General features: G+C 59.3%; 15 protein-coding genes. 13 read left to right on the forward strand and 2 right to left on the reverse strand.

What is annotated here, in order from left to right; genetic code table 11:
• Positions 1-472: 472 nt before the first annotated feature.
• Positions 473-1,750, reverse strand: a complete 1,278-nt coding sequence (locus ACSEXW_RS10420) for an adenylosuccinate synthase (RefSeq protein WP_438446069.1) — start codon at positions 1,748-1,750, stop codon at positions 473-475.
• Between the two features lie 108 nt (positions 1,751-1,858).
• On the opposite strand from ACSEXW_RS10420, the gene ACSEXW_RS10425 reads away from it, so the two are divergent.
• The 4 genes from ACSEXW_RS10425 (at position 1,859) to ACSEXW_RS10440 (ending at position 4,357) form a co-directional block, all read left to right on the forward strand.
• Positions 1,859-2,752, forward strand: coding sequence for a LysR family transcriptional regulator (locus ACSEXW_RS10425; RefSeq protein ID WP_438446070.1), 894 nt, complete (start codon positions 1,859-1,861; stop codon positions 2,750-2,752).
• A gap of 90 nt (positions 2,753-2,842) precedes the next feature.
• Entirely contained in the window at positions 2,843-3,340 is a 498-nt protein-coding gene (locus tag ACSEXW_RS10430) for a GNAT family N-acetyltransferase (RefSeq protein WP_438446071.1), read from the forward strand.
• Positions 3,341-3,500: 160 nt separating this feature from the next.
• Complete coding sequence (locus ACSEXW_RS10435; protein WP_438446072.1) at positions 3,501-3,671, forward strand: hypothetical protein; 171 nt, start codon at positions 3,501-3,503, stop codon at positions 3,669-3,671.
• A 17-nt stretch (positions 3,672-3,688) separates the two neighbouring features.
• Positions 3,689-4,357, forward strand: coding sequence for an HAD family hydrolase (locus ACSEXW_RS10440; RefSeq protein WP_438446073.1), 669 nt, complete (start codon positions 3,689-3,691; stop codon positions 4,355-4,357).
• Here ACSEXW_RS10440 and ACSEXW_RS10445 read toward each other — a convergent pair.
• Positions 4,329-5,138: a DeoR/GlpR family DNA-binding transcription regulator gene (locus ACSEXW_RS10445; protein WP_438446074.1), complete on the reverse strand. Its 810-nt coding sequence runs from the start codon at positions 5,136-5,138 to the stop codon at positions 4,329-4,331. The genes ACSEXW_RS10440 and ACSEXW_RS10445 overlap by 29 nt on opposite strands.
• 138 nt (positions 5,139-5,276) lie before the next feature.
• Between ACSEXW_RS10445 and ACSEXW_RS10450 the strand changes: the two genes are divergently transcribed.
• From ACSEXW_RS10450 to ACSEXW_RS10490, 9 genes are all read left to right on the forward strand, one after another.
• Entirely contained in the window at positions 5,277-5,804 is a 528-nt protein-coding gene (locus tag ACSEXW_RS10450; RefSeq protein ID WP_438446075.1) for a P-loop NTPase family protein, read from the forward strand.
• A complete protein-coding gene (locus tag ACSEXW_RS10455) occupies positions 5,785-6,663 on the forward strand; it encodes a serine/threonine-protein kinase (RefSeq protein WP_438446076.1) in 879 nt (292 codons plus the stop codon). The genes ACSEXW_RS10450 and ACSEXW_RS10455 overlap by 20 nt, the downstream gene beginning before the upstream one ends.
• Entirely contained in the window at positions 6,651-6,800 is a 150-nt protein-coding gene (locus tag ACSEXW_RS10460) for a hypothetical protein (RefSeq protein WP_438446077.1), read from the forward strand. Before ACSEXW_RS10455 ends, ACSEXW_RS10460 begins: the two co-directional genes overlap by 13 nt.
• Before the next feature lie 49 nt (positions 6,801-6,849).
• Positions 6,850-7,695: a phosphotransferase enzyme family protein gene (locus tag ACSEXW_RS10465; RefSeq protein WP_438446078.1), complete on the forward strand. Its 846-nt coding sequence runs from the start codon at positions 6,850-6,852 to the stop codon at positions 7,693-7,695.
• Complete coding sequence (locus tag ACSEXW_RS10470) at positions 7,692-8,048, forward strand: hypothetical protein (protein ID WP_438446079.1); 357 nt, start codon at positions 7,692-7,694, stop codon at positions 8,046-8,048. The genes ACSEXW_RS10465 and ACSEXW_RS10470 overlap by 4 nt, the downstream gene beginning before the upstream one ends.
• A 35-nt stretch (positions 8,049-8,083) precedes the next feature.
• Positions 8,084-8,593 (forward strand): GNAT family N-acetyltransferase, encoded by a 510-nt coding sequence (locus ACSEXW_RS10475; RefSeq protein ID WP_438446080.1) that lies wholly within the window; start codon positions 8,084-8,086, stop codon positions 8,591-8,593.
• Positions 8,594-8,972: 379 nt separating this feature from the next.
• Positions 8,973-9,926 (forward strand): carbohydrate ABC transporter permease, encoded by a 954-nt coding sequence (locus ACSEXW_RS10480; RefSeq protein ID WP_438446081.1) that lies wholly within the window; start codon positions 8,973-8,975, stop codon positions 9,924-9,926.
• Between the two features lie 70 nt (positions 9,927-9,996).
• Positions 9,997-10,773, forward strand: a complete 777-nt coding sequence (locus tag ACSEXW_RS10485) for a carbohydrate ABC transporter permease (protein ID WP_438446132.1) — start codon at positions 9,997-9,999, stop codon at positions 10,771-10,773.
• Positions 10,774-10,800: 27 nt separating this feature from the next.
• On the forward strand, positions 10,801-11,841 hold the full coding sequence (locus ACSEXW_RS10490; RefSeq protein ID WP_438446082.1) for a glycoside hydrolase family 88/105 protein: 1,041 nt from the start codon (positions 10,801-10,803) through the stop codon (positions 11,839-11,841).
• The last annotated feature ends 5 nt before the right edge of the window (positions 11,842-11,846 follow it).

An 11,846-nucleotide genomic window follows, 5' to 3' on the forward strand; every position in this document is an offset into this window, starting at 1 on the left:
CGCCGTGAGGGGGGCGGTGGCGCGGGACAGCGGGATGCAGTCTCCGCTGCTCGCAGCGGAAGCGGGGGCGGAGCTTGGTGCAGGCGAGTAGGCGCCCGCGCTGTAGGTGCTGCGCAGGCTGTACGTCGGCGGGAGCCTCGTGCCAGAGGGCGGAGCGCACCCTTTTTCGGACCGTCGCCGGGCGTTGCGATTATTGTTGCGCGTGTGGAGGGTGCTAACGGTTGTGAGCGTGGCTATTTGGCCGATGGAGGCCCGTTCGGATGGCTAACGGTTGTGGGAGGCGCTATTCGCATGATGGCACGAGCTGGATCGTGCCGGAGTCATGAATAAGCGCTGCTGCAACCGTTAGAATCCGAAATCGCCTCCCACGGGGCAAATAGCGATCCTAGCAACCGTTACGCAGCCTCCCGCCACGGAGAGGGCGGGGAAGCGGGGCCAGGTCAGCGCGCATGCCAGCCGCAGCGGCGCCTGCTCAGCGCTCGATCAACTGCTGGCGGTCCGGGCCGACGGAAACCCAGCGGATGCGGACGCCGATCCGGCGCTCCAGCTCCAGGACATAGTGCTGGGCCGCCGGCGGCAGGTCCTCGAAGCGCCGGGCTTCCCGGATGTCCGTTCTCCAGCCGGGCAGATGCTCCAGCACCGGCTGCGCTTGGTCCAGCTCGGCCGTTACGGGGAAGCGGCTGACGGTCTTTTCGCCTAGGCGGTAGGCGGTGCAGATGGGGATCTCGTCCAGGTACCCCAGGACGTCCAGATTGGTCAAGGCCACCTCCGTCGCCCCTTGGAGCATGCAGCCGTATCGTGTGGCCACCGCGTCGAACCAGCCCACCCGGCGGGGGCGTCCGGTCTTGACCCCGTACTCCCCGGCGTCGCCGCCTCTTCTCCGAAGCTCCTCGGCTTCCGCACCGGCCAGCTCCGTTACGAAGGGGCCGGCGCCGACGCAGCTGGAGTAAGCCTTCGTCACGGCTACGATGCGGCGGATGGACTGCGGCGGCAGGCCGGCTCCAACGGCGGCATACCCGGCGAGCGTGGAGGAGCTGGTGGAGTACGGATAGATGCCGTGGTCCGGGTCTCGGAGAGCGCCCAGCTGCCCCTCCGCCAGGATGGTTTCCCCCCGGGCCAGAGCATCCTGCAGCAGCTCCGTCGTGTCGCAGACATAAGGCTTAATCCGCTCCGCCTGGGCGGTGAGCTCCGGCATCAGTCGATCAGAATCCAGCGGAGGCTGGCCGTACAGGTGGGCCAGCAGGGTGTTTTTGGATTCGAGCGCGGCCTCGAGCCTGCTCTGCAGCCGGTCGGTGCGATACAGGTCCGCCACCTGGATGCCCAGCTTCAAGTACTTATCGGAATAGAAGGGTGCGATGCCGGACTTGGTGGAGCCGAAGCTGCGTGCCCCCAGCCGTTCCTCCTCCAGCCGGTCAAAGAGCAGATGGTAGGGGAGCACCACCTGGGCTCTGTCGGATACCCGGAGTTGGGGCTCTGGCACTCCCCGGCCGATTAAGGCGTCGCGCTCCTCCAGGAGCTGGCCCATGTCCAGGGCGACCCCGGGGCCGATAACGTTGCACACGCCGGGATAAAAGACCCCGGACGGAAGAAGATGCAGGGCAAATTTACCATACGGGTTGATGATGGTGTGCCCCGCATTGCTGCCCCCTTGATACCGCACCACATAGCGGGCCTCTGCCGCCAGAACATCCGTCATCTTGCCCTTGCCTTCGTCTCCCCAGTTGGCTCCTACGATTGCCGTTACCGTCATCGGTTAACACTCTCCTCTTGCTCATGTTCGAACAGCATCAGTATAATCAGGATATTGACATAAGAAAAATGAATATATCTGATATCTGATATAAGCGGAGGTTATGACATGCTGGATTATCTGGAAGGGTACCGGGTCTTCTACCGGACGGCCTTGGCCGGAAGCTTCACGAAAGCGGCAGAGCAGCTGTTCATCTCGCAGCCCGCCGTTACTCAGGCCATCAAGCAGCTGGAGAGACAGCTGGGCGGGCAGCTTTTTTTCCGGACGTCCAAGGGGGTCAGGCTCACGGCGGAAGGGGAGGTCCTGTTCCGCTATCTGGAGCAGGCCTTCCATCTGGTGGAGGAGGGCGAGCGCCGGCTGGCGGATATGCACCAGCTGGTGAGCGGGGAGATCAAGCTGGGAGCGGGAGATACGCTGTGTAAGCATTTTCTGCTGCCTTATCTGCAGGAGTTCCACGCTGCGTATCCGGAGATCAAGATCCAGGTGGCCAACCGCACGACGCCGGAGACGGTGGCGCTTCTGAAGGCAGGGCGGATCGATCTGGGCATCGTAAGCTTGCCCTTGTCCGACAGCCAGCTGGAGATTCGGAAATGTATGGAGATCCGCGACGGCATGGTGGCCGGTGCTTCTTACCGGAGGCTGCAGGAGGATGCTCTGACGCTGGCAGAGCTGACCGACTATCCGATTCTAACACTGGAGCGGGGAAGCCATTCCCGGTCCAGCCTGGATGCTTATGCCGCCGGCCAGGGGGTGCCGCTTCAGCCGGAGATTGAGCTCGGCAGCTTGGACCTGCTGGTGGAGTTCGCCCGGGCCGGCTTCGGGATCGCCCATGTCATCCTGGATTTCGTGCGCCGGGAGCTGGAATCAGGCGAGCTCTTCGAGATTCCCCTACGGGTACCGATTCCGCGGCGGCAGGTCGGGGTGGCCTACCTAAGGGACGTTCCCCTGCCTTCCGCGACAAAGGAATTTCTCCGCCGGCTGCCGGACCGGACCGGCGCTTAGCCCCCTCCGGATAGTCCCCAAATTGGTCACGATTGGAAGTTCGGAAATATGGTACAATCAGGGGCAAAGGTGGCATTCGGGGGGACGGAAATGGGCTGGAGCAGCATGGTTATACGCCGGGCGTTGTCGAGCGACAGCCGGATCTTGACGGAGATATCCTACGCAGCCAAGAGAGTTTGGAGCTATCCGGAGGAATATTTCCGCATCTGGGAGAAGGAGCTTACCATTACGGAGGAATACATCGAGAACCACTGGGTGTATCTGGCGGACGTGGTGGGACGGACGGCAGGGTATTATTCCATCGGGAAGGTGGATGCGGACTTCTGGGCAGGGCGTACCTTCGTGCAGGCGGGCTATTGGCTGGACCACGTGTTCCTGGACCCGGATTATATGGGCAGAGGGCTGGGAACAGCGCTAATGAAGCATGCCATGGAGCTGTGCAGACAGGAGGGCGTCCGGAAGCTATATATCTTCTCCGACCCGAACGCAAGAGGCTTTTACGAGAAGCTGGGCGCCGTGTGTCTGGGTGTGTCCCCTTCCAGCATCGAGGGCCGGCTGATCCCGCTGTTTGAACTGGAGGTCCGGTGAGGAAAGCCGAGATGTGGGATGCCCATCAGCTTCTGCAAGGGCGAACAAACATTCTGTCCAAAGCTGGATGATTGTGGTAAAATGGGTTCGTGCCCGTACTGCTGTTCCTAAGCCGAGTGCCTGCGCACTCGGATTTTTTGGTATAAGGAGGTTTCAGACATTGGATTTTTTTTGGGATCCGGTAGGGGTCGTGCCCCTGCTATTCATCGTGTTCTACTTGTCGATGCTGGGAATTGGAATCTATTGCATAGTGCTCTTTATCCGCCTCGCCCACAGAGGCATCAAGGCCTTGGACCTATATATCGCGGATAAGTCGAACCGGTTGAAATAAGGGAGGGAGCACAACCGATGCGCAAGAAATCGGAGCTGGACCTGGTGATCTTCGATATGGACGGCTTGATGCTCGACACGGAGAGCGTCTCCTTCTACGCTTGGCGGGAGGCGGCCCGGGGATTCGGATATGAGATCACCATGGATCTCTTCAGGTCGACCATCGGCACCAATGCCGCGATGACGCAGGCGTTCTACCGGAGCCAATTCGGAGAAACGTTCCCGGTGGAGCAGGTCTATGAACAGAGAGTCCGCATTGCGGAAGAGTGGATCGAGCAGAATGGACTGAACGTCAAGCCCGGGCTCTTCGAGCTATTGGATACTCTGAAGGAAGCCGGCATCCGGCGGGCGGTGGCTACCTCCACCCACCGGACGAAGGCGAAGCGGCATCTGGCCGCGGCAGGCATCGCGCCTTACATGGAAGCGATGGTATGCGGTGACGAAGTGACAAGATCCAAGCCGGATCCGGATATCTTCCTGAAGGCCGCATCCCTGCTGGGGTGTCATCCCGGCAGATGCCTGGTCCTGGAGGATTCGGAGGCGGGTATCCGGGCGGCCAGTCTGGCCGGGATGGTCTCGATCATGGTTCCGGACCTGAAGCAGCCGGATGAGACGACGAAGGCTCTGGCATTCCGGCTGTGCAGCAGCCTGACGGAGGTTAAGGCGCTGCTGGATGGGCTGGAGTAGGAGCGCCCGGATCGGGGGCCAGCACGACCTCCACTCCCGCATCCATGATGGCCGTAAGCTCCTCGTCCAAGGCCTCCCAATCGGTGATGAGCAGATCGAACCGTTGGGCATCCACCACCTTTACGAACCCTTCGAAGCCGATCTTGTTGTGGGTGGCAAGACAAATATTTTTGCGGCTGCTCTCAATCACCGCCCGCTGGAACGCAGCCGTTTCATGGGTGCCGTTGCTCAGGCCGAACTTGGCCGAATAGCCGGCTCCCGTCATGAAGCAGAGGTCAAGGCGCATGTTGCGGATGAACTCGACCGCCAGGGAATCCACCATGTGGCCTCTGCGGCGCATCTTGCCGCCGATGACGTAGATCTCGATATTCTCCCGAAGCTTCAGTTCGTCCGCAATGACGATGGAGTTGGTGACCACGGTGAAGGGGATGTCGGACGGAAGATACTTGGTCATCAGGTAATGGACCGAGGCGGAGCCCAGATAGACGGTGTTGTCCTTGCGGATGTACTCCGCCGCTTTCCGTGCCACTGCATTGTAGTGGACGGTACCTTCGCCGATATCGCGAACGCTGCAATGATCCGGAATCTTGATTCGGACGTCCGTTGCCGGAATGGCGCCTCCATGGGTTCTTTTCAGCAAGCCCTTTTCCTCCAGGATCCTCAGGTCCCGTCGGGCCGAGTCCAAGGAAACCCCGAAGCGCTGTACGATCTCCGCAACCGAGATGCGGTGCTGCTCTCCTAGCAGGCGCATAATCTCTTGATGGCGTTCATCGATAAACATGATATCATCTCCATTGGGAATTTTTTCCGGCAGGTTAAGAATACGTCTTTTATTCATGTTTGTAAATGTTCATTCACGAAATTAGTTCATGATTATTCCTGTTTATTAACATTATGTGAACAGGTGGTGTTATTGTCGATGAAAATCAGAATTATAGGCCCTTGCGGCAGCGGTAAATCTACGGCAGCCCGAATCCTCTCCGAACAATACGGAATGCCGGCCTATGAGCTGGACAACATGGTCTGGGACCGAAGCACGCCGGTGAACAAGCGGTACCCCGTTCCCATCCGGGATGCGCTGCTGAAGGCGGCCATGAGCCAGGAGAGCTGGGTGATTGAAGGGGTGGACAGCGGCTGGACGGGCGATACGTTCCGGGAAGCGGACCTGATCTTCGTTCTGAATCCGCACGTGCTGGTTCGGGATTACCGGATCGTCCGGAGGTTTGTCCGGTCCCGGACCGGGGTGGAACCTTGGAACTACAGGCAGAGCTTCCGGAATCTCTGGAAGATGATCTTCCAGTGGAACCACGGCTACGAATGGGACAAGGTGTTCGGCAGAACGGATGCGTTCTATCCGAAACGGTTCGTCGTACGTTCCCTGAAGGAGATGAAGACCCACATGGATGAATGGGTGCAGGAGGAAGGCTATGATCGCAAAATCGGTTGACGGTATTTCCTTTTCGCTGCAGGAGGATCATCCGTTCGAATGGCTGGCGCCGCTTGGACGGGTATTCCGGGTGTTCGATCTTCAGGATTCGGGGAATCTTTCGTTTGGTGTCGAGGACGGGGAGCGGCGGCTCTTCGTGAAGTATGCAGGCGCCCGGACCGTCCGATGCTCCGGTGAGCCGGAGGAAGCCGTTCGGCGGCTTAAGCAGGCGGTGCAGGTGTACCGAGAACTGAGCCATCCGTCGCTGGTGCGGCTGGTCACGGATCTGGAGATGCCGGGTGGATATGCGGCCGTCTTCGAATGGTTTCCCGGCGAGAATCTGTACATCCGGGCACCGCTGCCTGAAGAGCTGGACTCCGGGGAGGATCCCCCCTTTTGGAGGTTCAGGAGGCTCGACTTGGAGCATAAACTGAATGCGTTGGACACGGTATACGCCTTTCATACCTACGTCGAGGAGAAGGGCTATGCCGCGGTGGATTTCTACGATGGAAGTCTCCTCTATGACTTCGGTACCCATCGGTTGATGGTATGTGACATCGACCATTATCAGCCGATGCCGCTCATCAACACGATGGGCCGGATGTGGGGCTCCAAGCGGTTTATGTCCCCCGAGGAATTCGAGCGGGGTGCAGTGATCGATGGAGTCACCAATGTGTACGGGATGGGGGCGGCGGCTTTTTGCCTGCTGGGCGGGGGGACGGACCGTTCCTTCGGCAGCTGGGAGGCGGGAGAGCGGCTGTACCGGGTTGCCGCCCGGGCGGTTCAGGAGGAGCGGCAAATGCGATACGGGAGCGTAAAGGATTACGCCCTTGCATGGTCGGAAGCCCGGCGGGAGGCGGAGGCGGAATGGAAGCGCTGATGCTGCTATTGATCGTCATCCTGGTGATCGGGTTTGCGGGAATCATCGGCAACCAATATTCCGGCTTGCGCCGGATGGAGGAGCTGCAGCGTTCGCTGGACCAGCTCAACCAGAAGCTGCGGGAGTGGAAGCGCTGACCGGGGTAAGAGACATTGTATGTTCACATCGTGACGGAGAGTGATGAAGATGGCCGGGGAGATGGACGGCATGAAACGGATCGGTGCCGGACGGACGGCGGATATATACCTGACCGGCGGGGACAGGATCGTGAAGCTGTACAAATCAGAAATGCCGGAGGTAGCCATCCGGGAGGAGTTCGCCTTCAGCCGCGCCGTATTCGAAGCCGGGATCCCTACGCCGGAGCCCTACGAGCAGGTGATGCTGGAGGGCCGTCACGGCATTGTCTTCCGGCGGGTGACGGGAGGAACCCTTCTGAAGCGGATGACCAGGTTCCCGCTGCTGGTGGGGAAGCATTCCAGGAAGCTGGCTGCTCTGCATCACGAGCTGCACGGCCTGGAAGCAGACATGATCGTTCGAAATCAGAAGCCGGCCCTGAAGGAAGCCATCCTTGGCGCCCCATTCCTGAACGAAGAAGAGAAGAGGCGGATTCTGGAGGAGCTGGAGCGGCTGCCGGTGGGGAACCGGGTGTGCCATGGTGATTTTCATCCGGACAACGTGATGGTGGAGCCGGACGGGCGCGTGCTGGTCATCGACTGGATGACGGCCATGGCCGGCCATCCTGCCGGCGATGCAGCCCGATCCGTCGTGCTCTTCTCCTACGGGACGATGCCGGAGGGGACGCCGCGTCTGGTGACGGCTCTCGTGAATGGAATCCGCCGGAAGCTGACGAAGGAATACATCAAGCACTATCTGCGGGTGTCCGGTATGGAATGGGCCGAGGTGGACCGTTGGATCCTTCCGGTGGCGGCAGCCCGGCTTCGGGAGTGGCTGCCGCCGGAAGAGAAGGAGCTGCTCCTCCGTACGATCAGAGAGCGGTTGGACGGCTTGTCTGACGGAGTGAAGCCGCAATGAGGCGTGTAAGCCGGACGGCCGCGGTGCTGTCCTGCTGTTTGCTTATGCTCTTAGGGGCAGCGGCCGTTCCGGTGGTGCATATGGTCCGGTATTATCAGCTGCCGGTATACGAATGGGAAGCGGACAACAGGTTCACCAATGGAGCGGACCATTACCGCCCCAGTCCCGGCATGGGGGTACGCTATCATCAGGAGGGGTCGCCTCTATGGAACGGCCGGACCATCGGCCGCTTCAAGGATGACCGCCTCTTCGGCTTTAAGACCTGGATCTCGGAGCTGCAGGGAGCGGATTCCCGTTACGTGATCCTGCATGGCCTGATGCTGGAGGAGGTCTATGAGCGGGTGGACCCGTGATCATTCAATTGGCACCGAATGAAGGAGGAACGAGGATGATGGATGAGACGAAGCTGTCGGAGTGTGTTCGAATGGACGAGGCCACCTTGGCCGGATTGGCGGAGCTGTTGACGGAAGTGGTGGCGGACGGCGCTTCCGTGGGCTTCCTGCCACCGGTATCCCCGGAGGAAGCACGGCGGTATTGGTCCGGTGTGCTGGAGCCGGGCGTCCATCTGTGGATTGCTGCAGACGGCGGGAGGATTGTCGGCACGGTCCAGCTGCAGCTTGCGATGAAAGCGAACGGCTCTCACCGGGCCGAGGTCGCCAAGCTGATGGTCCTCCCGGAGGCCCGCCGAAGAGGGCTGGCCCGGCGGCTGATGCTGGCGGCGGAGGAGAAGGCTGCGAAGCTGGGACGCACCCTCCTGGTCTTGGACACCCGCGAGGGGGATCCCTCCAATCTCTTGTACCGCTCCCTCGGCTATGTGGAGGCGGGGCGGATTCCGGGATATGCCCGGTCCGCCGGGGGGAAGCTGGACGGAACCGTCATTTATTATAAGGTGCTTTGACACCAGAGTCCCGAATAGCCCTGATGAGGGCTCTTTTTTTTTGCCAACGGGTGGCTGTGGGGTAAGTGCTTCGATTAGAACGAAGACTTGCAGCCCTGAAGCAGGGAGGTTATTGGAGGGTGACCGCTCGGCATATAACGGCATGATTCAACAAAGCGGATCACCCGTTTGGAATGATCCGGCTTTATACCCAATTCCAGATAAGAATGCAAGACCGGAGTCACACCTTCCGGGTTCAAACCCCCGGCAACTAATCGGTTTTTTATACAATGAGGACGGTTTTTTCGATTCAAAGGGAAGGCCGATTAGCGGATAATACAAGTATGGAAGCGGTTCACGATCAACACCGAACGACACCGCCAAAAAGGAGTAGAAGCCCATGAACCTCGCCAAAGCCAACATCAACGAGCGCGCTGTCGGACGTCAGTCGAGACTTTCCAAATTCTTGGATAACGATCATGTCGTCGGATATGTCTTTACAGCTCCCTTTATCCTTGGCTTTTTGATCTTTACCCTGTTCCCGATCATCTCGTCCTTGTACTACTCGTTCACCGACTATAACCTGCTGGATGCACCGAATGTGGTCGGCTTCGAGAACTACCAGAAGATCTTCACCGATGATCAGAAGATTATGAAGTCCTTCCAGGTGACCTTCACCTACGTCTTCTTAAGCGTGCCGCTCCGTCTGGCGTTCGCCCTGATCGTGGCGATGCTGCTGAAGGCGGCGATCCGCGGCGTCGGATTCTACCGCTCGGCCTACTATCTGCCTTCCCTGATCGGCGGCAGTGTTGCGGTCTCCATCATGTGGACCCAGATCTTCGGTGAAAAAGGCCTCCTGAACTCGGCCCTGGGCGCTATCGGCATCGACGCGACCACCAACTGGATCGGTAACCCCGGCACGGCGCTCTACACGCTCATCGCCCTGTCTGTCTGGCAGTTCGGCTCCTCCATGCTGATCTTCCTGGCCGGTCTGAAGAACATTCCCGTCTCCTATTACGAAGCGGCCAGCGTAGACGGCGCCGGCAAGCTCAGACAGTTCTTCCAGATTACCCTGCCGCTCTTAAGCCCGATCATCCTGTTTAACCTGATCATGCAGACCATCTCGGCCTTCATGACCTTCACCCCGGCCTACATCATTTCCCGCGGGGAAGGCGGACCGCTGGACAATACGCTCCTGTTCTCGTTGTACCTGTACCAGAAGGCGTTCCGGTTCTTCAGCATGGGTTACGCGTCCGCCATGGCATGGGTCATGCTGATCATCATCGCGGTCATTACCGTGACGATCTTCCAAACGTCCAAGTTCTGGGTCCACTACGAGTCGAAGGGAGAATAACAACATGGCGCTCAACAAAAAGCTGCAGCCCTACATTTACCATCTCTGCGTCGGTGTTCTGGGGATCGTGATGCTGTACCCGATCTTCTGGCTGATCTCCAGCTCGCTGAAGCCGAATGATGAGATCTTCACCAAAGCGTACTCTTTGATCCCGAGCTCCCTTGAATTCGGCAACTACAGCTCCGGCTGGGCGGGCTTCGCAGGCACCACCTTCGCCACCTTCTTCAAGAACTCGCTGACCATCGCTTCCCTGTCCACCATCGGCGCGGTGTGCTCCTCCGCTCTGGTCGCATACGGATTTGCGAGAATTCCTTTTAAGGGCAAGGCCATCTGGTTCACTTGCGTAATGGGCGTGATGATGCTCCCGAATGACGTTGTCGTCATTCCGCAGTACGTCATGTACTCGAAGCTGGGCTGGCTCGGCACCTTCAAGCCTGTTATCGTTCCGCACTGGTTCTCGACACCATTCTTCATCTTCATGATCATGCAGTTCATCCGCACCATCCCGCACGAGCTGGATGAGGCGGCCAAGATCGACGGCTGCAGCAAATACGGCATCTTCTTCAAGATCATTCTGCCGCTGGTCGTTCCGGCGATGGTGACCTCCACCATCTTCTCCTTCTACTGGAGATGGGATGACTTCTTGGGCCCGCTGCTTTACCTGAACCGTCCGGAGGATTATCCGGTATCCTTGGCTCTGAAGCTGTTCCTGGATGCCGAATCCGTCAACAACTGGGGTGGATTGTTCGCCATGGCGACTCTGTCGCTGACCCCGATCTGTATCGTATTCTTCATCTTCCAGAAGTACATCGTAGAAGGCATCAGCACCAGCGGTCTGAAGGGATAAGAGAGAGATATGGGAGGAGAAACCGACATGCCAGCCTTGCAGATAGACGAAGCGGTCATCAAGGACGCCATCGACCGGGTGGTGCAGCGCACCTTCCGGATGGACTTCAACTGGGATTGGCCGGCGGGAGTGGCGTTCTACGGAGTGTCCGAAGCTTATGAGGCGACGGGGAAACAGGAGTATCTGGACCTGCTGAAGGCCTGGGTCGACGAGCAGCTGGAGGACGGGCTGCCGAAGCTGACTGTGAATGCCGTCTCCATCGGGCATACGCTCTTGACCCTCTACAAGCATACCGGAGAGGAAAAATATATCCGCGTCGCCACCGACATGGCCGAGTTCCTGAAGCATGACGCCGAGCGCTTCGGCGACGGCATCTTCCAGCACACGGTCAACGGCGGCAAGTACAGCTTCCCGGAGCAGGCATGGGCGGACACCATGTTCATGGCCGGTTACTTCCTCCTTCGGATCGGGCATATGCTGAACCGGGCCGACTATTACGAGGATGGCATCAAGCAGTACCACGGGCATGAGAATGTGCTCCAGGATCCGGTGACGAACCTGTATTACCACGGCTGGGACAATATCGCCGGCAACCATATGTCGGGCATCTACTGGTGCCGCGGCAACTCCTGGGCCTCCATCACCATGGCCCGGGCATTGGGACTCATCGAGGTACAGAATCCCTCCTACATGGTCATCGACTGCTCGCTTCGGGACCAGCTGAGCGCCCTGGTGCGCTTGCAGGACGAGGAGTCGGGCCTGTGGCATACGGTGCTGAACGACCCGACGTCCTATGTGGAAACCTCCGGCTCTGCCGCCATCGCCGCGGCGCTCTTGACTCGGGGCCGCATCTACAACAAGTACGTGAACAAGTCCATTCAGGGTATTCTGAGCCGCATCGGCGAAGACGGCACGGTTCAGAGCGTATCCGCCGGCACCGCCGTGATGAATGACGCCCAAGGCTATAAGGAAGTGCCTAACAAGCGGATCCAGGGCTGGGGGCAAGGTCTTGCCTTAGTATTCCTTGCTTCCCTTGTGGGCAAGCAGGAAGTAACGGCCATCGGCTGACCGGC

The organism is Oryzibacillus soli (assembly GCF_051594765.1).
Lineage (GTDB): Bacteria > Bacillota > Bacilli > Paenibacillales > NBRC-103111 > Paenibacillus_AR.

Excerpts from the sequence above, each read along its gene's own strand:
- ACSEXW_RS10420 (WP_438446069.1), bottom strand. The coding sequence starts at position 1,750 with ATGACGGTAACGGCAATCGTAGGAGCCAACTGGGGAGACGAAGGCAAG.
- ACSEXW_RS10425 (WP_438446070.1), top strand. The coding sequence starts at position 1,859 with ATGCTGGATTATCTGGAAGGGTACCGGGTCTTCTACCGGACGGCCTTG.
- ACSEXW_RS10430 (WP_438446071.1), top strand. The coding sequence starts at position 2,843 with ATGGGCTGGAGCAGCATGGTTATACGCCGGGCGTTGTCGAGCGACAGC.
- ACSEXW_RS10440 (WP_438446073.1), top strand. The coding sequence starts at position 3,689 with ATGCGCAAGAAATCGGAGCTGGACCTGGTGATCTTCGATATGGACGGC.
- ACSEXW_RS10445 (WP_438446074.1), bottom strand. The coding sequence starts at position 5,138 with ATGTTTATCGATGAACGCCATCAAGAGATTATGCGCCTGCTAGGAGAG.
- ACSEXW_RS10450 (WP_438446075.1), top strand. The coding sequence starts at position 5,277 with ATGAAAATCAGAATTATAGGCCCTTGCGGCAGCGGTAAATCTACGGCA.
- ACSEXW_RS10455 (WP_438446076.1), top strand. The coding sequence starts at position 5,785 with ATGATCGCAAAATCGGTTGACGGTATTTCCTTTTCGCTGCAGGAGGAT.
- ACSEXW_RS10460 (WP_438446077.1), top strand. The coding sequence starts at position 6,651 with ATGGAAGCGCTGATGCTGCTATTGATCGTCATCCTGGTGATCGGGTTT.
- ACSEXW_RS10465 (WP_438446078.1), top strand. The coding sequence starts at position 6,850 with ATGGCCGGGGAGATGGACGGCATGAAACGGATCGGTGCCGGACGGACG.
- ACSEXW_RS10470 (WP_438446079.1), top strand. The coding sequence starts at position 7,692 with ATGAGGCGTGTAAGCCGGACGGCCGCGGTGCTGTCCTGCTGTTTGCTT.
- ACSEXW_RS10475 (WP_438446080.1), top strand. The coding sequence starts at position 8,084 with ATGATGGATGAGACGAAGCTGTCGGAGTGTGTTCGAATGGACGAGGCC.
- ACSEXW_RS10480 (WP_438446081.1), top strand. The coding sequence starts at position 8,973 with ATGAACCTCGCCAAAGCCAACATCAACGAGCGCGCTGTCGGACGTCAG.
- ACSEXW_RS10485 (WP_438446132.1), top strand. The coding sequence starts at position 9,997 with ATGCTGTACCCGATCTTCTGGCTGATCTCCAGCTCGCTGAAGCCGAAT.
- ACSEXW_RS10490 (WP_438446082.1), top strand. The coding sequence starts at position 10,801 with ATGCCAGCCTTGCAGATAGACGAAGCGGTCATCAAGGACGCCATCGAC.